Below are 19,494 nucleotides of genomic sequence, written 5' to 3'. Positions count from 1 at the left end.
CAAAGTGCTTAACTCCGAGAAGATAGCGAGAAATCACTCAAAATAGCTCTTCATATTTTGAAGTGAATGCGAGCTATATTGAGGAGTTGTTTTGAGAACACCGTAAATAAGGTTGTGGCTCAAAACGCTCAGCCAAAAAAGTTGTCTGCCAAATAAAATTTGACAGACAACTTTTTTATTTTTTTCGATAATGTAATTCAATAAATTGACCAAATTCCTGTGAATCAATATATTCTAGCCTTTCTTGATACTCACCAGGTTGAAACAATCGAATTCCCTCACCGAGTAAGACTGGCGTGATTTGGATCCACCATTCATCAATCAACTGATTTTCTAACAAAGGTTTAAGTAGTGAGCCGCCACCAACGATCCAAATGTCTGAACCTGATTCTTGTCGAAGATTTTCTATAAACGAAGTAGGATCATCATTGATCACTGTTGCGTCTGGTAGAACCAATGATTGATTTTTCGAAAATACATAATTTTTCTTTTCTGGATATAACAGTTCTGTACCTAAAGATTTCTTAGCTTCTTCATAGGTTCTCCGCCCCATGATTGTTGTATCAATTGTTTGATAAAATGATTCATAAGTTGTTTTCTCATCTGTTGGCGTATCAAATAACCACTGTAAATCATCTTCTTTTGTTGCCAGATAGCCATCCAAACTAATTGCTCCGTAAAAAACGATTTTTCGCATATGTCTCTCTCCTTCACTTCGGATTTTTATCTATTAATTGATTAGCCTTCTTGAATGGTTGATTACTTTACTTCTGAATGTCTAAAACAATCAATGACATGATCATTAATGATTCCGACTGCTTCTAAAAAAGCGTAAATCGTGGTACTCCCAACAAATTTAAAGCCATGTTTCTTCAATTCTTTCGTGATCTTGTCAGATAGTTCACTCGTTGTCGGAATTTCTTCTTGTGTTTGGTACATATGATTTACTACTTTACCATCAGAAAACCCCCATAAAAAAGTAGCAAAACTTCCGAATTCTTGTTGGATCTTTTGAACAGCCTTTGCATTATGAATAGCAGCTTCAACTTTTCTTCGATTTCGGATAATACCTTTATCTTGAAGCAAAGATTCTATTTTATTTTCGTCATATGCCGCCACTTTTTCTAAAGAAAAATTGTCATACGCATGATCAAAAGCTTCTATTTTGTTTAAAATCGTTTGCCAACTTAATCCTGCTTGATTGATGTCTAGCATTAGTTTGCGATAAAGTCTTTGATCATCATATTCTGGAACACCCCAAATCGTATCATGATACTGTTGCATTGATTCCGTACTTTCTGCCCAAGAACATCGTTTCATTTCCCTTGCCTCCATGTTTATTTATTAACAAAAAAGCTATGACAACATCTCAATCAATCGTTTGTCATAGCTCAAGTTCATTCCATTCAGCAATCGCTTATTTACGTTTTTTCTTTTTCTTCTTGTTTTTCTTAACCATGCGATTCATCGCCATTTTTCCAAGTTTTCCTTTGACTCCTGTTCCAAACATTTGGTCCATTCCTGGAATATTCATGTCACCTTTCGACATCTGTTGCATCATTTTACGAGATTCTTTGAATTGTTTGATCATCCGGTTTACTTCTACCACACTGTTTCCTGAACCAGCAGCAATACGACGACGGCGACTAGGGTTCAACAAATCAGGATTTTCTCGTTCAGCAGGTGTCATCGAGTACACCATTGCTTTTTTCCGTTCCACATCTTTTGGATCAACTTTTACATTTTCAATGCCAGGTACTTGATTCATTCCTGGGATCATTTTAATTAAGTCTTCTAATGGACCCATTCCCATTACTTGATCCAGTTGTTCAATAAAATCATTGAAGTCAAAAGAATTTTCCCGCATTTTTTGGGCAAGTTCTTCCGCTTTTTTCTCGTCATAATCTTGTTGTGCTTTTTCAATCAGGGTTAGCATGTCACCCATACCCAAGATTCGACTAGCCATACGGTCTGGATGGAAGACTTCCAAATCTGTTAATTTTTCACCTGACCCAATAAATTTGATTGGCGCGCCAGTTACTGAACGAATAGATAGTGCTGCCCCACCTCTGGTATCTCCATCAAGTTTTGTAATGACAACCCCAGTAATGCCTAGTTGTTGATTGAAGCTGTCCGCTACATTAACTGCATCTTGCCCAGTCATCGCATCAACCACCAAGAGAATTTCATTTGGTTGCGCAATTTCTTTAATTTGCTTCAATTCATCCATCAAAAGTTCATCAATGTGTAAACGACCCGCCGTATCGATCAAGACATAGTCATTTTTCTTTTCTCTAGCAACTTCCATCCCTTGACGAACGATTTCCACTGGACTGACATCTGTTCCCATATCAAAGACAGGAACATCTAATTGTTGGCCCAAGACTTTCAATTGGTCAATCGCTGCAGGGCGGTACACATCTCCTGCAATCATCAATGGTCGTGCTTTTTCATTTTTCTTCAAAAAGTTTGCTAGTTTCCCAGCAAAAGTTGTTTTACCAGCCCCTTGTAACCCCACCATCATAATCACAGTTGGGACTTTTGGTGACTTGATCAATTCTGCTGTTTCGGAACCCAAGGTGATCGTTAGTTCCTCATCAACGATTTTGACGATTTGTTGTGCAGGTGACAAGCTTTCAAGAACTTCCACTCCTACTGCGCGTTCTCGCACACGTTTTGTAAAGTCCTTGACTACTTGTAAATTGACATCGGCTTCCAATAATGCTAAGCGGATTTCCCGCATCATTTCTTTGACGTCAGCCTCTGATACTTTCCCTTTTTTTCTTAATTTTCCCATCGCCTGTTGCAGACGTTCTGTTAAGCTTTCAAATGCCATTTTCTTCATTCCTTTAATTAGTTTCTAGTTTGTTACTCTTCGATGTCTTGAATTTGTTGAATAAAACCGATTAGTGCATCATCTTTTGGATAATGCTCGGTGACATAAGTCATCAGTTGTTCCAAGGCTTGTTCACGTACGATGTAGTTTGAAAAAAGATGCAGTTTTTTCTCGTAGTCTTCTAAAATTTTTCCAGTTCTCTTAATGTTATCATAAACTGCTTGTCGACTGACTTGATATTCTTCTGCAATTTCCCCAAGTGAAAAATCATCCGCATAATACAATTCCATATAATTCATTTGTTTTTCAGTTAATAAGGTCGAGTAAAATTCAAAAAGTGCGTTCATTCGATTTGTTTTTTCAATTTCCATTCAACTCACCTCATTTATCTTCGTAATTTCTTGCTGTTGTGCTAACCAATCTTCATCAGATAGAACACTCATCTTCTGTTGTAAAAAATAAGCAGTTGCTACGCCTACACCTTCTGTCAAGGTACCAGAAAATGTACCATCGTAAATTTGACTACTACCACATGAAGGACTTTTTGCCTTCAAAATGAGTTGATCAATTTGTTGTTCTTTTAATTTTTGCCAAGCAAGAATTGCACCTGCCTGATATTCCTTTGTCACATCGACCCCTTTGGAAGTCACAACTCTTGCCTTTTCATTCCAAACATCAAATCCATCTCCGCCGACAATTTCTGCTGGATCTCTGGGAATCGGTAAGCCACCCAAAACTTCTGGACAAACCATGATGGCTTCATGGTTTTCAACCAATGCGACAAGTTGCAAAACAGCTTTTGGCTGACCGTCATAACGACATAACACACCGCCTAAGCAGGCACTGATACCAATCATTTGAATCGCTTCCTTTCCTTCCAACAAAGTGCCTAGTTATTATACCATTTATTGAGTTGGTTACATAGCCCCTACCCTTGATTCTATGCTAAAATAGTAAAGCATGAATATGTTTTAAAGGAGCGCTTATGAAAAAAATCTTAGTTGTTGATGATGAACCTTCCATCGTCACTTTATTAACCTTTAACTTAGAAAAAGAAGGCTATCAAGTTACTAGTGCAACGGATGGACGCGAGGGATTAGACCTTGCTTTAGATCAAGCCTTTGATTTTATTATTTTAGATGTCATGCTTCCTTCAATGGATGGCATGGAAATTACGCAAAAACTTCGTCAAGAAAAAAACGATACGCCTATTTTGATGCTCACTGCCAAAGATGACCAAATTGATCGTATTTTAGGTTTAGAGATTGGTGCCGATGATTATTTGGTTAAACCATTTAGCCCACGCGAAGTATTAGCTCGAATGAAAGCCATCTTTCGGCGAATGGAACCTCGAAATGCCCCCGTTGATGAAGAAGAACCAGAGTACTTAACAGTGGGGCAAATCATCGCGAACTTAACGAATTTTCAAGTTACGGTTGATGGACGCCTAATTGAGTTGACACCCAAAGAATTTGAATTGTTAGTTTACTTTATGAAACGAAAAGATCGCGTCATTGATCGAGACACTTTGCTCGAACGTATCTGGAATTTTGATTTTGCTGGTCAAAGTCGAATCGTCGATGTTCACGTCAGTCATCTGAGAGAAAAAATCGAGCGTGATCCAAAACACCCCAAATATTTAATAACTGTTCGCGGATTTGGCTATAAATTTCAGGAGCCTCGACTATGAAAAATTGGAAAACTTTCTCAAGACGTCTTTTATTCTTGGTCTTTTTCCTAACAGTTTTTATTGGCAGTTGGCAACTTATCTCAAATTATTTCCAACAGCAAATTATTGAGCAACAAGAAGAATACTTGACAAAAAAAGCACAATTGTTAACACGACAGCTCACTTGGTCGAATCCTGATTCAGTAGAAAACAAAGAAATTTTGACAGAATTCGTTCACCAATCTTCTGAACGAATCACGTTATTAGACGCTGCTGGCAATGTTTTGTATGACACCAGTGATGAAGACCTAACAGGCAGTCGTAGTACACGTCCTGAAATCAAAGCTGTTCTTGATGGTGGTCGACTGGGAAGTTCCTTGCGTCAAAGTGAGACTGTAAATGAACAACTTCTCTATGTCGCTTTACCAATTAAAGAAAACGGTCAACTAAAAGCTATGATCCGAATTGCCGAACCAACGAGTGGATTTTTACCACGCACAGAAAATTTTCGTCGTTGGGTATTTCTATTCTTTCTACTTTTCTTTTGTATCCTTTCAGGAATGATTGCTTACTTTGCGTATCAACGAAACGAACCTTTGCATACCGTATTACCTGTGTTGAAAAAAATGGTCAATGACCCTGAAGAAACCGAAGTCATTATGCAAACCTCAGATCAATGGGAAGAACTTTATCAGACAATCAATGCCTTAAGTGAACAAATGAGTCATATGTATCGTGCTTATGCGACGACTGAAGAACAGTTATATACATTGCTGAATGAATTGATGATTGGTGTCTTTTTGATTGATTCGGAGTCACATTTACGTTTACTGAATCCTAAAATGCAGATGCATCTTGGGGTTACGACTTATCTGACTTCGCAACCTTACGCTGAGGTAATTCAAGAACCTCAACTAATCCATTTGATTCATCAGGTTTCTGCTGCCAATCCATTAGTTCAGCAAGAGATCAAATTAAGTGAAGGCAATCAAACATTAGATATTAGTTTACGTTACTTTATCAATGCAGATAGAACTGGACAAATTCTGGGCGTGGCTTATGATTTAACGAAAGTTCGGCGACTCGAAAAAGTCCAGAAAGATTTTGTCGGAAATGTTTCTCATGAATTAAAAACCCCAGTTACTTCATTGATGGGCTTCACAGAAACACTCTTAGACGGTGCTAAAGATGACCCGGAAACATTGACTACTTTTTTAGAAATCATGCAAAAAGATGCACATCGTTTAGATCAATTGATTCGCGAAATCATCCAGTTATCTAAAGATGGTGAAAACTTATATGAATCACAAACGATTTATCTGGAATCTTATTTTGAACAAATTATTCAAAGCTACCACCCCTTTATCAAGCAGAAAAAATTAAGTGTCAAACTTTTGGGAAATAATGGTTCATTTACCGTTCAGTCAGAAATCTTATATCCAATCATCAAAAATTTGATTGAAAATGCCATTCAATACTCAAAAGAAGGTGGTCAAATCATTATTCGTTATCGTGTAGATGAGCACTTGTGGTTTTCTGTCCAAGACTTTGGAATCGGGATCGATCAAGAAGACCAAGAACGAATTTTTGAACGTTTTTATCGCGTTGATAAAGCACGTAGCCGACATTCTGGGGGAACAGGTTTAGGTCTGGCAATCGTCAAAGACTATGTTAATCTGTTGAACGGCACGATTACTGTGGAAAGTCATCCCGGTGTTGGTTCCACTTTTGAAGTAACTTTATGAAATAAATAGCACGAAAATCGAAAAACAGCGACGAAAACCGTATGGATTCTCGTCGCTGTTTTTTCTGTTTTTATTTGATTTCGCCGTTGACATCACGTTCAACTTTCATTGATGTGATTGGTAAATAACCTAGATCTTTGACTGGTCCTTCTTGGACGTCTTCACTTGTCATATAATCCAAGAATTTTTGAACAGCTGCATCTGGTTTTCCTTTTGTATACATATGTTCATATGCCCAGATTTTCCAGCTATTGTCTGCCACATTTTTTTCCTCTGGTTTCACATCATCCACGCTCAAGGCTTGAGTTGTTTCATCCAAGTAAGAAAAAGCAAGATAGCTGATTGCTCCTGGTGTTTGAGCAACGATTTGGCGAACTGTTCCTGATGAATCTTGCTCTTGTGATTGTACAGGTGTTTCGTCATTCAATCCCCATTTTTCAAAAGTAGCGCGAGTCCCACTACCGTTTGCACGGTTAATCACTGTGACTTTTTGATCTTTTCCACCAAGTTCTTTCCAGTTTGTGATTTTTCCTGTAAATAAATCAATCAATTCCTGTTGAGAAACATTTGTGACGCCAGTCTCTTTATTGACGATTGGTGCCATTCCGACAACAGCCACTTTATGGTCAACCAATTTAGTCGCGTCGATTCCATCTTTTTCTTCTGCAAAAACATCTGAGTTTCCAATTGTCACGGCACCGTCTGACACTTGGCTTAACCCTGTGCCACTTCCGCCACCTTGAACAGAAATTTGATAATTTGAGTTTTCTTGGGTAAAGCTATCTTGTGCAGCATCAACTAATGGCTGCAATGCAGTTGAACCAACTGCTACGATTTTTACTTGTTCTGAACCTGCTTTATCTGATTGCGCAGTTGAGTCGGTGCTTGCACCTGAAGAACCACAACCTGCTAATAAGAAACCAATGATGCCTAAAGAATACCATAATTTTTTCATTCAAATACTCCTCTCTTAGTTACAAGTAAAGTGTAACAAGCTACTGTAAAGCTCAGATATGGATGTTGTAAACAATTCGTGAATTTCTGTAAATTTCCTGTAAAGGTTAAAACTAAAATTAAACTTATTTGAATTTTGTTTATTATTTTGCAAACATAATTATAAAATGTTACTATAAATACAAATAAGGAGGTTTTTACATGGAAACTGAATTACTTTATGAACAGCAAGATTATCTAACTGGTTGGACAATTGAACACGAAGCTTATCACTGCCTTTATTGTGACGTAACTTTTCAATTTGAAAAAATTTATCCAGATTTGATTACGCCTGACACACTTCAAACCGCAAAAGGAGCCATCACACAACATCTTCAATCGGCACATGGTGGTCCTCTGCATGCCCTGCTTCAATTATCCAGAGAATCGTTAGGGTTATCCGAAAGCCAATATGAAATTGTCCAACTGTTTGAAAAAAATTTAAGCGACACTGTGATCGCTCAACGCTTAGGGATTTCCCCATCAACGGTAAGAAATCATCGGTTCAAATTAAAAGAAAAAGAGCGCCAAGCCAGACGACTGACTGCACTCATGACACTTTTACCAGCAAGCAGCCAAACATTCATCTCACCTCACACAGGTGCGCGAATGCTAGATGAGCGATACAACATCACACCTGCTGAACAGGAAAAAATCTTACAAACTTATTTAGATGATAACGACTTTATTCAAACTTTTCCAAGTAAAGAAAAAAGAAAAATCATTCTCTTGAATTATTTAACGCAAAAATTTGATCCGAAAAAAAATTATTCCGAGCGTGCAATCAATGATATTTTGAAACAGCACATTGAAGATTTTGTTTCTATTCGCCGTTACTTAATCGAATACGGATTTATGCAACGAACAAAAGATGGAAAAACATATTGGCTAAATCAATAATGCCTATTCTTCCACAATACGAAAAGAGATGTGAGCAACTGTAGAAAATCCCAAAGTCAGATTTTTTGGGTTCTCTACAAGCTCACACCTCTTTTTTAATTATCTTTGCAGTTTTATTTATACCGTTTTTAATCAAAAAGACGGATTTTAAGAACAGTTCTCTTTATTTTTTATCCTCAAACCATGTTTATCTATTTTTTCTTCTCAACTCAACAAAAAAATACATGATTACTGACACAATAAAAGACGCAGCTGCTAAATAAAATAATGGACGGATCGTCAAAAAATACATAGCGGAATAGTCGGATAAATCTTTCAATCCACTTTGACTAAGTCCGGTTGGCCCAATGATCATTCGTGGCAACAATGCAAATGTCGATGTGAAAACCAACATGCAAGAAAAATAAATTAGTTTCCAATTATAATTATTGATTAATGCCCTTGGTATCAATAAACTGACGCTCACTACCAAATAAAAAATCGTTAACGTTGGAAAATTTCGTGCAACCAAAAGTCCACTTCCTTGAATCAATCCTAATACTTCGGCCCCTTGAACGATTGCGTTCACCCAAGTAAATGGAAGTAAAAGAAGGGGGAAAAACCAAAAAAATAAATAACTATGTCTGCCCATGATTTTTTGTTTCATTTACTTCCTCCCCAAAATAAAAATTTCTTGCCTCCCACTATACAATGTTCTCTCTAAAAAAATTAGGGGGAAAATCTTTTTTTTTAGAGATAAGGAAATGAGAGTTTATTCATTTAACCTACAAATTGTGTGATAAGGTTTGCTTAATGTTTTTTTTCTTTTTAAAATATAACTATAATAAAGGTTTTCAATCAAGTATAAGGAGGTTTTAAGTTATGTTAAAAAAATACCTGTCAAACATTTTTTTGCTGCTGTTCCTGATTCCATACATGTATCTTGGGTTATTGCTTGATTTCCATTATCACTCGGTTTCTGGCTTTATTTTTCTGATCTTTCTCGCTATCCTTGGTGGATTTCTGATGAGGATCAAAGGACAAATTCGACTGCTACTTGTTGGAAATATCATTTCCACTATTGTTTCTTACATATATTCCTTAAAATTTCCCGACTGGCAACTGTTCTATCAACCCTTCAAACCGACTCAACTTATACTTGTTTTCGCGTTCCTTTATTTAGTTCCGCAAGCATTTGGTGCTTTTTGGGCAACCTTTTTTACATATTCCAAACAAACTCGTAATCAGAAAATTCCACTTCCGGCAATTAGAAAAAATTCGCAAAAATAGTCTTTACTATTTATAAAAAGATAAAAAAGAAGGAAGCTACAACTATTTAGTTGTAGCTCCCTTCTTTTTATCCTTCATGAATATAAATTTTCTTGATTAGCAATTTATCAAAAACAGGAGAACTTGCTTCTTGTTCACCAATGATCTCAGCAATAACTGGTTGAACATGTTGTCTTTTTCGTAATTGATAACTGATTTTACCTGTTTCGTTTAGCTCATCCAACATTGCAACGACACCGCCAAATCCTGTTTTTTTCGTGATAAATCCAAGTGAAACCATTCGTTCATCTAAATTTTTCGCTACAATCGGCATTCCTGTAATAAGCACCTTTTGAAGTGTTTCCACTAACTCTTCCATGCCGGCTACAGTAGATGTCACCGGTGGTTCATTAGTTGCGGTAGTTGGTTCAAATGTTGGTTTTACTTCGGCAATCACTTCTGGCGTTTGCTGTTTGATTACCGTTTTTTGTTCGCGTAGGTCATCTAATTCTTGAACTAATGCTTCATACTGTTCTTGAGTCAGCATAACACCTGCCACTTTTTCTCTGTTAAAAATATATACGCCAGTCCCGGCTTCTCTTGCTTGAGCAAATACATCCATGGGAGATCGTTTGACTTCTGTAATTGAAGATGTTGGGACCTCTAATTTCTTTAATTCCAACGAAGTTCCCTCCTTTTTTATCAAAGTTATTATAGCATAGCGCACTAAATTTTGGTTTTATTCATCAAAGATTCTATCATTTTAAGGAAATCCATTCATCCACATCCTTTAACAGTTGTTCTACACCAAGAGATGAGTGATAAAAATAAGTTTTCTGATTTTTAGAATAAGTTAACGGTGAAAAATGATCGGTAATAATCAAATCTGCATAATGTGGCGGTTTACTTCTCGTACACACATGAATGGATGTCCGTTTCCGATGACGAAGTGCTGTATCCAAAATTCTAGCTAACCTTCTGGCTTCTTCATGGTCAAAACGAAAAAGCAGAACGATTTTTACAGACGGCGGATGCACTTCTAAAAATCCTCGTTCTTGCAATGTTTTCAACAAATTTAGTCCCCAACTAACAGATGGATGCGTCAAGGCTTGTTGAATTGCTAAACGGAATTGATGAAGTTTTTCTTTTGCATTGGGAAATGTATTCAAAGTTTGTTGATATTCATGCACTTCTTCATCTGACAAACGTTCCTGAATCCCGATCGAATAGCGCAACCATTCTTGATAAAGAACTTGCGTGATCCTTTGCTTGTTGAAAGTCTCAAAATCACTATTTAACCAAAAAAATGAATCTAATTTTTCTGTAACAATTGTTAATTTTCGATAATCTTTCGTTTGCTCTAGTCGTTCCCAACGCTTTTTGGTAATCACATGACAACTCAATCGCACAATACACAGATAGTTTTTTTCTTTCACAGATAGCTTTTGTTCTTCTCGAAAAAGCAATTCTGGAAACAATTCAAAAAAATTGTTTGATTGTCACCTAAGATTTCAACTGAAGATAGTCGATTTCTTTGCTTTAACAAACGAATAAAAATTTCTGAAAATGATTCTTCTCCATCATCCACAAAAAAATGGGGAAAATCTTTCAAAAAACTAAATAACAAATAACGGACTTTTCTTTCTGATCCAAAAATCTGTCCTTTTTTATAAGAAAAAGAAAGGTGATACTCTCCTAACCATTTTCGCAATCGTTCTTGTGTTGGCCGGTCGTAACTTTCTTGGTACTTTTCTTTCAAAATTAGATCTTTCAACAAGCGAAATGATGCAGAATGAATCAAGAAATCAAAGAGCAAATAGGGCTCACTGTAGCCTAAATTATAAATCAGCCGTACCGTTTTTTTCTGATAAATTAGTTGTACAGGAAAGTCAATTGTCTCTAAACGTTTTAAATGTCGATCAATTGTTTTTACATCGACACCTAATTTTTCTGCAAGATCTGCCTTTTTCCAAGTCAAATCTTTCATTTGGTTCATCAGCAAAAATAAATTTTGTGAATTTTTTGATAACAGTTTTTGCCATTTCATATGTTTTAGTCCAGCCAAGCTACGATCCTCTACTTCTCTGTATGCTTTTTTTGCAGGAATGTCACAAATTTTTGTGGAAAATCATTTTTTGGCTAAAACGGTTGCCTCCTTTTTTGCACACATCAATGGATCATTGAGAAGAGAAACCTGTCGTAATAAACTACGCGAAAGACATCAACATTTTTTTATTTTCTGTTTATTTCATTAAAAACTCATTTATTTTTTATTTATAATCGACAAAATGTACTGTTTTGAGCAAAACTGCTTTGCTTGTAGGAACGTACGCCTTCCTTTACAATGAAAGAAACAAGATCATTATGAGAAGGTGATGTGAAAAATGGATAAAAATAATGAAAATACCATTCGTGAGATAAAAGATAAAGTCGATCATTTAATCGCTGAAGTCCAAAAAGTCATTGTGGGCAAGCAACAAATCATTGAATTGATGTTCGTCGCTCTGTTTTCCGGTGGACATATTTTATTTGAAGATGTTCCTGGTGTCGGTAAAACATTACTTGTGAAGTCCTTGGCCAAAACAATCCAAGGCGATTTTAGTCGTGTTCAGTTTACACCAGACCTTTTACCAGGAGATATCTTGGGCTTTTCTTTTTATAATTCAAAAACAAAAGATTTTGAATTCCGTCCTGGTCCGATTTTTACTACTATTTTATTAGCAGATGAAATCAACCGAACAACCCCGCGAACACAAGCGGCGTTACTCGAAGCTATGGCAGAAAAGCATATTACTATTGACGATCAAACTTATCCTTTAGATAATCATTTTTTCGTTTTAGCAACTCAAAACTCTATTGAATACGAAGGAACTTATCCGTTACCCGAAGCTCAATTAGATCGATTTTTATTCCGTCTGCACATTGGTTATCCTACTTTTGATGAAGAACTATCTTTGTTATTAGATACACAAGAACAGTCTCTTGCCGCATTAAAAGTCATTCTCACCAACGAGTTCCTCACTAGGATCAAACAAACTGTCTCAACAACCTATCTTGACCCTTCAGTCGCACGTTACGCGCTGGAATTAGTCACTGCTACACGTAATCATCCAGTAATCAAGTTAGGTATCAGTCCGCGTGGCAGCTTAGCTTTTATTCAGTCGGCTAAAGCCTACGCACTAATCAAGGGGCGTTCTTATGTTACCCCAAGCGATTTTCAAGTTCTATTACCTTTTGTTTTCAAACATCGACTATTATTTCATGATCGTTCGTTGACAGATAAAGAAATTGATTTACTTTTAACAGATCTAATAAAACAAATTTCAATTCCGGTAGCATAGTTATGAAAAAACATTGGAATTACGTCATAAATAGCTGCATTTTTTTGGTCTATTTCCTGTTCTTGATTTTTACAATTTTATTTAATCAACTATTCGGTTGGTTTTTAGTCATTCTTTTTACCCTATATATTACATTCAGTTGGCTTTCCTTAAGCAGACGACTATCAAAAATCGAGTTGGTTCTCACCGTTCCTGCACTCGCTTATCGAGACAATGCAATAACGATCAATCTTCGTATTGCTGAGTCAAAAGCTTTAACACTTTTCGTACCACGTCTAACTTTACATTTTCCAGAAGAATTTATACCGAAAACGCGAACTTTTTTATTGATTTCAAAAAAAGGACAACAACTATCGATTACTTGGACTCCCCGGAAAAGAGGAATTTTTGAAACAATTCCCGTTCAATTCATTGCTTATGATTATCTTGGCTTATTTCGAAAAAGTAAAATAAAACAGGTAGCATTCAAAACCACTGTCTTGCCAAATAATGTCCTACCTGAAGCACAAATATTAACGCATTTTTTGACACGTAGACAACAAAAAAACAACTTCCTATCTTCTCAAAATCTAGCTGGGATTCGAGAACATCGTCAAGGTGACTCATTAAAGCAAATTGATTGGAAACGTTCCGCTTACTATCAACAATGGCTCTCTCGTGAGTATGAGCCTACTGTTCAACAAAGTAATTTGATCCTTTGCTTTTGGGGAACACCAACAAACTTTGAAAAAATGCTTGATTTATACTTTTCTTTTTTAAGTTTTTATGACCAAAAAATTGATCCAAATCAACTGATTTTTGCTGAACAGAAGTACCACGGTACACGTCCTTCTCCTGCTTTTTTTGCCCAACTACACGCTATGGACGATTTTCTGCAACAACCAAATTTGGTTGAACATAGTACGAAAGAAATACTCCTTTTTGTTTCAGAATTCTCTCCAACAGTCCACGCACAAGTTTCTACTTGGAAACGAAAGTCCGTCAACGTTATCATCATTTACTATGAAAATAATGAACTGTTTCTCCAAGATGATAATGAACAAAAGTTTCCATTAAAAAAACTTAGTTAGGAGGTGTCCAGATTGAATATTTCAACAAAAAAATGGTGGCGAAGCTTTTACGCCTTTTTTCTCTTAAGTGCAGGCGTTCCAACTTTTTTAACTGCGAACGATCTCACCACAAGTTTACCGTTGATTGGTACTATTGCTGTCTTCTGTTTGATTATCCGGCTGGTTTCTTCTAAGATTATTCGAGTGATTTTAGCTTTTTTCACTAGTTTGGTTAACTTGTTTATTTATTTTCCTCCAGCAACAGTCAGAAGTAATTGGTTTTTAGAATTGTTAAATCAATCTCAAACCGAATTTAACGAATTAGTCACCAATCAATTCCATTATTTTCCAGAATTACCAGCATTCATTCTCATGTTATGTCTCGTTTATTTACTAACTACTTTAACCATTGATTATGATTTATGGGCCCTTCCTTTCTTAGTACTAGTGCTTTATTTCATGATGTTAAGTATTTTTCGTGAATTTGATTTGTTAACTGAGTCTATTTTTATTGTTATCATTTTATTCAGTTATCTTTTCATTCGTCAGTTATCATTACTTCAAAAAAAGCATAACAGATGGCCATTTGTCTTCTTTACTACGATTATTTTGCTCTGTTTGCTAGGAATTAGTGTTTTGATTCCTACACGATTGCCTGAAGTCACACAAACAATTGAGGCGAGGAGTGCTCCAGTCAGAGAATTTTTCAACAAACAAGGTTTATATGCTAGAATCCGTGCATTCCAAGAAGCAGGACGTTCAAGAACCGGATTCAGCGAAAATGATGAGACCCTTGGTGGGCCAGTTTATGATCAGACGAACGTCGTTTTTACTGCAGTTCAAGAATCTGGTCATTATTATAAAATACAGAATAAAGGAGTCTATACTGGTACTGGTTGGACAGAAAATAGTCGAAGTTCTTTCCAGATAAACGAGTTGCCGCATCAATTAGTCAATTATCCAGAAGCAATCGTTACTGAGGCGACTACCCTTCAACTGACAACAAATAATCAGACTTTTCTTCCCTACTCTTATGGGAATTTTAGTCTTACGGCGTCTCCATCCATGCAAGATAGTGCGTTATTTTTCTTACCAGATACTCAACGTTATGTTTTAGACAAGTCGTCATCATTCACAGCGACTTTCACTGTTGCAAATCTTTCTTATACGTATGACATGTTAGTCGATAGTGTTTTAACTGACGTGGAACAATCAGAACATCAAACAGATCTTCAACTACCAACAAACTTACCTAAACGAATAACTTCTCTTGCTGAAGAGATAACAAGTACCAAAACAACTTTACTCAATCAGGTTCTCGCAATCCAAGATTACTTAAAAAGTAGTGGCGAATTTCGTTATTCAAAAGTCGATACACCACACACGCCTGCAAATCACGACTATGTCGATCATTTTCTATTTGATTCTAAAATTGGTTATTGTGATAATTTTTCTTCGGCTATGGTTGTTTTACTACGCACACTTGGTATACCTGCACGCTGGACAAAAGGTTTTACTATGGGTTATCAAACGGGTAATCACAGTAATGAACTAAAGGAATACAGCATTTTAAATAGCAACGCTCACTCTTGGCCAGAAGTTTATTTTCCTGGCTTTGGCTGGTTACCCTTTGAACCCACACCAGCATTTGCAAATCCTGCAACCGTACAAAGTAGACAAGAAACGACCCCTACAGCTATTCCAGAGAGTCAGCCACAACAATCAATATCCGAAACGACAACTGCTTCCTCAACAACTGAGACAGAAACAACAACATCAACAGAAAATAACACGATTTTTCCTGATACAACAATCACCCATAAGTCTTTATGGAAATTTGTTGTTTTTTCTCTGTTCCTAGTTGCATTGGTTCCATTACTCATCCCTTCGTTTCGTCAAAAAGTTAGGTGGTTCCTTTTGTATTATCAAGTCGTTTTGTTCGCTTCAGATAATCAAAAAAGCTATCAACAGTTGCTGATACAAGTAGAGAAGCTATTTCCAAGACAACGTGCAGAAAACTTATTGGATTATAGTTATCGTGTTGAAAAGGCGATTCCGATGCAGCAACGCTTAATCAAATTAACCAAAAACTATGAAACAACTATTTATGGCCAAAACCAAGAGATACAGTTTGATAAAGAAAGTTATCTGGCTGTTATCAAAACAATCAGTAAATCACTTCGTTTCTTTTCTAAACGCAGTTAATTTTTTCATATTGCTAAATCACTTGTTTAAAAAAATCAAAGAGAGGCTGGAACTTATAAAATCCAGCCTCTCTTTGTCACTTGACATAAATATCAAATTTTTGATTAAGCAACTTGTTTGTCGTAGCGTTCCACGTTTTGTTTGATTGCCCCAATCATTTTTGCATCATTGATTCCTGTCACTGTTTGGATCAGTTCTTCAATATTTTTTGTTCGTTTCATTTCAAAAAGTTCACAACTTTGTTCATCATTTGGATCATAATAGTTAAAAATGATACCCATCGTCGCAGTTAAATGTGGTGAAACAAGATCTCTTTCTTTTAATTCTAAGATTGGTCGAGTAAAGCGTTCTTGATTCCCCAATTTTCGTAGAGGTGTCCGTGCAACGCGGCTGATTGCATCGGAAATATATTTGTTTTGGAAACGTTGAATAATTTTTTCAATATATTGTTCATGTTGTTTTTCATCAAAGCCCCACTTCGCGATCAATAGATTTCCTGTTTCATGTAATACAGATTTTAATTGTGCGACAACCAACGCATCTTGCATTGCCTCATCTATTGTTTGATAACCTAGTAAAGCGCCAGTGTACGCAGCCGTTGCATGTCCAGTGTTCACGCTAAATAGTTTGCGTTCAATATAAGGTTCCAAATCTTCTACATAAAGGACGCCTTCTAATTCGATTGCTGTGTTTTTTCGTTCATGATCTGCAATTACCCATTCTTTAAAAGGTTCGACTTGAACAAACAAAGGATCCTCATGTTTTTGTAACGGAACGATGCGGTCAACTGCTGCATTTGGAAAACCAATATACTTCTCTAAAAAATCAACTTGTGATAAATGTTTACGGACTTCTGTTTCTAAAAATGCTGAACCACCAATCATATTTTCGCAAGCAATGATATCTAATGCTGTTGTATTCTGTACTTTTTCTCGTTGCTCAATCCCTTTAGCAATCAATTCTGCGATAAAGGGCAAAACATTTGGTCCAATCGCAGTCGTCACTAAGTCTGCTTCGCCAATCGCAGCAATCACAGCTTGAGGATTTTCTTGATTATTGATTCCAGAAACCTGTTGGATTTCAATTTGTTTCTTTGTCTCATCTGCAAGTTCGATTACATATCCGTTTCTTTCATTCAGTGCGTCAATGATTTCTCGATTGACATCCACAAAAGTTATGTCAAAATCATTTTCTGCTAATACTTCACCGATAAATCCACGCCCGATATTTCCTGCTCCAAAATGTACTGCTTTCATCTTTCTCTCTCCTTATGCAATTGCTAAATTTTCGCAAACTTCTTCTTTACTTAATGCATCTGCTAACTGAACAACGTTGTCTACATCGCTACAGTACAAGGCTATTTGTTGAACTAATGCTAAGTGCTCTTCTCCGACACCTGCGATACCAAATAACACAGTTGCAATTTTCTCCTCATCCTCTGTTCCAAAATTGACTCCGTCAGGTACTTGAACGACACAGATACCAGATTTCTTAACATATTTTTTGGCTGAATCTGTCCCGTGAGGAATAGCAATAAAGTTTCCCATATAGACGGATAACATCTCATCACGTTGAATCATCGAATCGATATATGCTTTATCCACGCATCCCGCCTCAACTAATTTTTCTCCACAGTAACGAATCGCTTCTTCTTTAGAAGCAAAGGTTTGGTTTAATTCGATCATACTGAAATCTAGTGCTTTCATTGTTTTCTCCTTCTTTAAGCAGATTTTTTAAGTTGTTGCGCAATGGTCTCGTAATGTTTGATCTGAACCATGCTTTCAACTGGTAAATGAAGCGCATTTGGTGCAAGTTCTTGAATTTCTTTTGTCAAATGTTCTTTAGCAAGCACCAATGAATGTTCATCATCAGCTAGTTCATCAATCTTAATTTTTTGTAATGGAATTTGAATATCATTTTTTTGAAGCACTTCTTTTAAGACATTGATGCCCATTGTTGCAGACCCTGCTCGTTGATCATGGACGATCACGATTTTTTGGATTTTACTCATATCTTGCGGTGTGACTTCAAGCTGTAGCTCGTCCTTTGGTTCTAAGGATTCAGTTGTTTCTTTTTGGCTTAATTGTTGGATTACCTCGTCGTATCTTGGTGAATTCAAGAAATTTTCAACTGCAACAAACTGTGCATGTGGTGCTTTTTGTTTGGCTCTTTCTTGTAACTCCACCTGAGTGATGATCAACGTTCCTTCTTCATCCACTAACTGACTGATTGCTTGATTTGTCACGGTTTGTGGTAGACCAGCTTTCTGAACCATTTTTCTTAAAATTGAAGCACCCATCGCACTTGAGCCCATACCTGCATCACAGGCAAAAATAATTTTTTTAGTCGATGAAAATGCGTCTGGACGAACAGTCAACCCTTTAGCAGTCTGTTTTGCTTGTTTCATTTCTTGAACAGATTGCTCAAAACTTTCTGATTCTTCTCGAACATCCGCCTTTAAAATCACTACAGAAACCGCAAAAGAAACAATTGTTGCGACTGCAATGCCTAATAATACTGGTAGATAAGAACTAAGTGGTGCCATTGCCAAAATAGCAATGATTGATCCGGGCGAAGCTGGTGCGCGTAGGCCTGCATCTAATAATTGGAAAATGAAGCTTCCTGAAATTCCACCTGCGATTACCGATAAAAACAAAAGCGGTTTCATCATGACATATGGAAAATAAATTTCATGAATTCCACCTAAGAAGTGGATAATGATTGCACCTGGTGCAGAAGATTTTGCTGCGCCTTTGCCAAAGAAAGTAAAAGCTAATAACACACCCAAGCCAGGGCCAGGGTTAGCTTCTAATAAGAATAAAATCGATTTGCCTGCTGTTGCGACTTGCTCTGTTCCAAGTGGTGTTAAAATGCCATGATTGATTGCATTATTCAAAAATAAGATTTTCGCTGGTTCGATAAAAATATTTGTGAGTGGAATCAAATGCGCATTTAAAATAACTTCTACACCTTGAGCCATCGCTTGTGTCAAACCATCTACAACTGGCCCAATTCCGGTAAAACCAATGAGGGCTAAACCAAAACCAATCAATCCTGCTGAAAAGTTATTCACTAACATTTCAAATCCTGATTTGATTCGTGATTGAAATACCTGATCAAATTTTTTAATTGCGTAACCACCCAAAGGGCCCATAATCATTGCGCCAAGCATCATTGGGATATCCGTTCCCACAATGACCCCCATCGTTGCGATTGCTCCGACAACCGAACCTCGATCACCTGCGATCACTTTCCCCCCAGTGTAACCAATCAGTAGCGGAATTAAGTAAGTCAGCATTGGCCCAACCATTGTCGCAAATTGTTCATTCGGTAAGTAGCCATCCGGAATAAACAAAGCTGTTAAGACACCCCACGCTATTAGTGCTCCTATGTTGGGCATCACCATACTAGACAAGGTACTTCCTAATTTTTGAACACGTGCTTTCAGTGAGATTTTTTCTTTTGTATTCATCGTCTGCTCCATTTTTTCTGCTCCTTTTCTTCTTTA

Annotated in this window: 18 protein-coding genes and 1 pseudogene; 7 read left to right on the top strand and 12 right to left on the bottom strand. The window is 36.7% G+C overall.

Going from position 1 to position 19,494, the window contains the following annotated elements; translation table 11 throughout:
• Window positions 1-175: 175 nt before the first annotated feature.
• From JZO71_RS05275 to JZO71_RS05255, 5 genes are all read right to left on the bottom strand, one after another.
• Complete coding sequence (locus JZO71_RS05275; RefSeq protein ID WP_206898524.1) at window positions 176-697, bottom strand: dihydrofolate reductase family protein; 522 nt, start codon at window positions 695-697, stop codon at window positions 176-178.
• Between the two features lie 62 nt (window positions 698-759).
• The gene (locus tag JZO71_RS05270) at window positions 760-1,320 is read right to left on the bottom strand and encodes a DNA-3-methyladenine glycosylase I (protein WP_206898523.1); all 561 of its coding nucleotides are present in this window, start codon (window positions 1,318-1,320) and stop codon (window positions 760-762) included.
• 97 nt (window positions 1,321-1,417) lie between these two features.
• Entirely contained in the window at window positions 1,418-2,836 is a 1,419-nt protein-coding gene (gene ffh / locus JZO71_RS05265; RefSeq protein WP_206898522.1) for a signal recognition particle protein, read from the bottom strand.
• 32 nt (window positions 2,837-2,868) lie between these two features.
• Window positions 2,869-3,207 (bottom strand): putative DNA-binding protein, encoded by a 339-nt coding sequence (locus JZO71_RS05260; RefSeq protein WP_206898521.1) that lies wholly within the window; start codon window positions 3,205-3,207, stop codon window positions 2,869-2,871.
• Window positions 3,208-3,693 carry a 2-thiouracil desulfurase family protein gene (locus JZO71_RS05255; protein ID WP_206898520.1) on the bottom strand — a complete coding sequence of 162 codons (486 nt, stop codon included), beginning with the start codon at window positions 3,691-3,693 and terminating at the stop codon, window positions 3,208-3,210. It abuts the gene before it with no gap.
• A 128-nt stretch (window positions 3,694-3,821) separates the two neighbouring features.
• Here JZO71_RS05255 and JZO71_RS05250 point away from each other — a divergent pair, with 128 nt between their 5' ends.
• Both JZO71_RS05250 and JZO71_RS05245 read left to right on the top strand, forming a co-directional pair.
• Window positions 3,822-4,526 carry a response regulator transcription factor gene (locus tag JZO71_RS05250; RefSeq protein WP_206898519.1) on the top strand — a complete coding sequence of 235 codons (705 nt, stop codon included), beginning with the start codon at window positions 3,822-3,824 and terminating at the stop codon, window positions 4,524-4,526.
• Window positions 4,523-6,250: a sensor histidine kinase gene (locus JZO71_RS05245; protein WP_206898518.1), complete on the top strand. Its 1,728-nt coding sequence runs from the start codon at window positions 4,523-4,525 to the stop codon at window positions 6,248-6,250. Before JZO71_RS05250 ends, JZO71_RS05245 begins: the two co-directional genes overlap by 4 nt.
• Before the next feature lie 70 nt (window positions 6,251-6,320).
• Here JZO71_RS05245 and JZO71_RS05240 read toward each other — a convergent pair whose 3' ends face one another.
• Window positions 6,321-7,205: a phosphate ABC transporter substrate-binding protein PstS family protein gene (locus tag JZO71_RS05240; protein WP_206898517.1), complete on the bottom strand. Its 885-nt coding sequence runs from the start codon at window positions 7,203-7,205 to the stop codon at window positions 6,321-6,323.
• A gap of 200 nt (window positions 7,206-7,405) precedes the next feature.
• On the opposite strand from JZO71_RS05240, the gene JZO71_RS05235 reads away from it, so the two are divergent.
• A complete protein-coding gene (locus JZO71_RS05235; protein WP_206898516.1) occupies window positions 7,406-8,143 on the top strand; it encodes a DUF2087 domain-containing protein in 738 nt (245 codons plus the stop codon).
• Between the two features lie 187 nt (window positions 8,144-8,330).
• Here JZO71_RS05235 and JZO71_RS05230 read toward each other — a convergent pair whose 3' ends face one another.
• Complete coding sequence (locus JZO71_RS05230) at window positions 8,331-8,789, bottom strand: hypothetical protein (RefSeq protein WP_206898515.1); 459 nt, start codon at window positions 8,787-8,789, stop codon at window positions 8,331-8,333.
• A 215-nt stretch (window positions 8,790-9,004) separates the two neighbouring features.
• Here JZO71_RS05230 and JZO71_RS05225 point away from each other — a divergent pair, with 215 nt between their 5' ends.
• Window positions 9,005-9,412, top strand: a complete 408-nt coding sequence (locus JZO71_RS05225; RefSeq protein ID WP_206898514.1) for a hypothetical protein — start codon at window positions 9,005-9,007, stop codon at window positions 9,410-9,412.
• Window positions 9,413-9,479: 67 nt separating this feature from the next.
• Here JZO71_RS05225 and JZO71_RS05220 read toward each other — a convergent pair whose 3' ends face one another.
• Both JZO71_RS05220 and JZO71_RS12590 read right to left on the bottom strand, forming a co-directional pair.
• A complete protein-coding gene (locus JZO71_RS05220) occupies window positions 9,480-10,073 on the bottom strand; it encodes a type II toxin-antitoxin system Phd/YefM family antitoxin (protein ID WP_206898513.1) in 594 nt (197 codons plus the stop codon).
• Between the two features lie 76 nt (window positions 10,074-10,149).
• A pseudogene (locus JZO71_RS12590) lies at window positions 10,150-11,438 on the bottom strand (hypothetical protein).
• Between the two features lie 337 nt (window positions 11,439-11,775).
• On the opposite strand from JZO71_RS12590, the gene JZO71_RS05210 reads away from it, so the two are divergent.
• From JZO71_RS05210 to JZO71_RS05200, 3 genes are read left to right on the top strand one after another with little or no spacing between them, the layout of a single operon-like run.
• Entirely contained in the window at window positions 11,776-12,732 is a 957-nt protein-coding gene (locus JZO71_RS05210; protein ID WP_242590411.1) for an AAA family ATPase, read from the top strand.
• A 2-nt stretch (window positions 12,733-12,734) separates the two neighbouring features.
• Window positions 12,735-13,802, top strand: a complete 1,068-nt coding sequence (locus JZO71_RS05205; RefSeq protein WP_206898512.1) for a DUF58 domain-containing protein — start codon at window positions 12,735-12,737, stop codon at window positions 13,800-13,802.
• A 12-nt stretch (window positions 13,803-13,814) separates the two neighbouring features.
• Window positions 13,815-15,986 carry a transglutaminase-like domain-containing protein gene (locus JZO71_RS05200; RefSeq protein WP_206898511.1) on the top strand — a complete coding sequence of 724 codons (2,172 nt, stop codon included), beginning with the start codon at window positions 13,815-13,817 and terminating at the stop codon, window positions 15,984-15,986.
• Window positions 15,987-16,090: 104 nt separating this feature from the next.
• Here JZO71_RS05200 and JZO71_RS05195 read toward each other — a convergent pair whose 3' ends face one another.
• Genes JZO71_RS05195 through JZO71_RS05185 form a run of 3 tightly spaced genes read right to left on the bottom strand, consistent with a single transcriptional unit; the run spans window position 16,091 to window position 19,470 of the window.
• The gene (locus tag JZO71_RS05195; protein WP_206898510.1) at window positions 16,091-17,242 is read right to left on the bottom strand and encodes a mannitol-1-phosphate 5-dehydrogenase; all 1,152 of its coding nucleotides are present in this window, start codon (window positions 17,240-17,242) and stop codon (window positions 16,091-16,093) included.
• Window positions 17,243-17,254: 12 nt separating this feature from the next.
• A complete protein-coding gene (locus tag JZO71_RS05190) occupies window positions 17,255-17,692 on the bottom strand; it encodes a PTS mannitol transporter subunit IIA (protein WP_206898509.1) in 438 nt (145 codons plus the stop codon).
• Window positions 17,693-17,706: 14 nt separating this feature from the next.
• Window positions 17,707-19,470: a PTS mannitol transporter subunit IIBC gene (locus JZO71_RS05185; protein WP_206898508.1), complete on the bottom strand. Its 1,764-nt coding sequence runs from the start codon at window positions 19,468-19,470 to the stop codon at window positions 17,707-17,709.
• Window positions 19,471-19,494: the final 24 nt, after the last annotated feature.

Source organism: Candidatus Enterococcus courvalinii (assembly GCF_017315945.1).
GTDB lineage: Bacteria > Bacillota > Bacilli > Lactobacillales > Enterococcaceae > Enterococcus_B > Enterococcus_B courvalinii.
The sequence above is the reverse complement of the archived record's forward strand: the minus strand, read 5'-3'. Positions and strand labels throughout refer to the sequence as shown.

Coding starts and splice junctions, on each gene's coding strand:
- JZO71_RS05250 (WP_206898519.1), top strand. CDS start 3,822: ATGAAAAAAATCTTAGTTGTTGATGATGAACCTTCCATCGTCACTTTA.
- JZO71_RS05235 (WP_206898516.1), top strand. CDS start 7,406: ATGGAAACTGAATTACTTTATGAACAGCAAGATTATCTAACTGGTTGG.
- ffh (WP_206898522.1), bottom strand. CDS start 2,836: ATGGCATTTGAAAGCTTAACAGAACGTCTGCAACAGGCGATGGGAAAA.
- JZO71_RS05185 (WP_206898508.1), bottom strand. CDS start 19,470: ATGGAGCAGACGATGAATACAAAAGAAAAAATCTCACTGAAAGCACGT.
- JZO71_RS05205 (WP_206898512.1), top strand. CDS start 12,735: ATGAAAAAACATTGGAATTACGTCATAAATAGCTGCATTTTTTTGGTC.
- JZO71_RS05275 (WP_206898524.1), bottom strand. CDS start 697: ATGCGAAAAATCGTTTTTTACGGAGCAATTAGTTTGGATGGCTATCTG.
- JZO71_RS05240 (WP_206898517.1), bottom strand. CDS start 7,205: ATGAAAAAATTATGGTATTCTTTAGGCATCATTGGTTTCTTATTAGCA.
- JZO71_RS05245 (WP_206898518.1), top strand. CDS start 4,523: ATGAAAAATTGGAAAACTTTCTCAAGACGTCTTTTATTCTTGGTCTTT.
- JZO71_RS05225 (WP_206898514.1), top strand. CDS start 9,005: ATGTTAAAAAAATACCTGTCAAACATTTTTTTGCTGCTGTTCCTGATT.
- JZO71_RS05190 (WP_206898509.1), bottom strand. CDS start 17,692: ATGAAAGCACTAGATTTCAGTATGATCGAATTAAACCAAACCTTTGCT.
- JZO71_RS05230 (WP_206898515.1), bottom strand. CDS start 8,789: ATGAAACAAAAAATCATGGGCAGACATAGTTATTTATTTTTTTGGTTT.
- JZO71_RS05255 (WP_206898520.1), bottom strand. CDS start 3,693: ATGATTGGTATCAGTGCCTGCTTAGGCGGTGTGTTATGTCGTTATGAC.
- JZO71_RS05195 (WP_206898510.1), bottom strand. CDS start 17,242: ATGAAAGCAGTACATTTTGGAGCAGGAAATATCGGGCGTGGATTTATC.
- JZO71_RS05210 (WP_242590411.1), top strand. CDS start 11,776: ATGGATAAAAATAATGAAAATACCATTCGTGAGATAAAAGATAAAGTC.
- JZO71_RS05270 (WP_206898523.1), bottom strand. CDS start 1,320: ATGAAACGATGTTCTTGGGCAGAAAGTACGGAATCAATGCAACAGTAT.
- JZO71_RS05260 (WP_206898521.1), bottom strand. CDS start 3,207: ATGGAAATTGAAAAAACAAATCGAATGAACGCACTTTTTGAATTTTAC.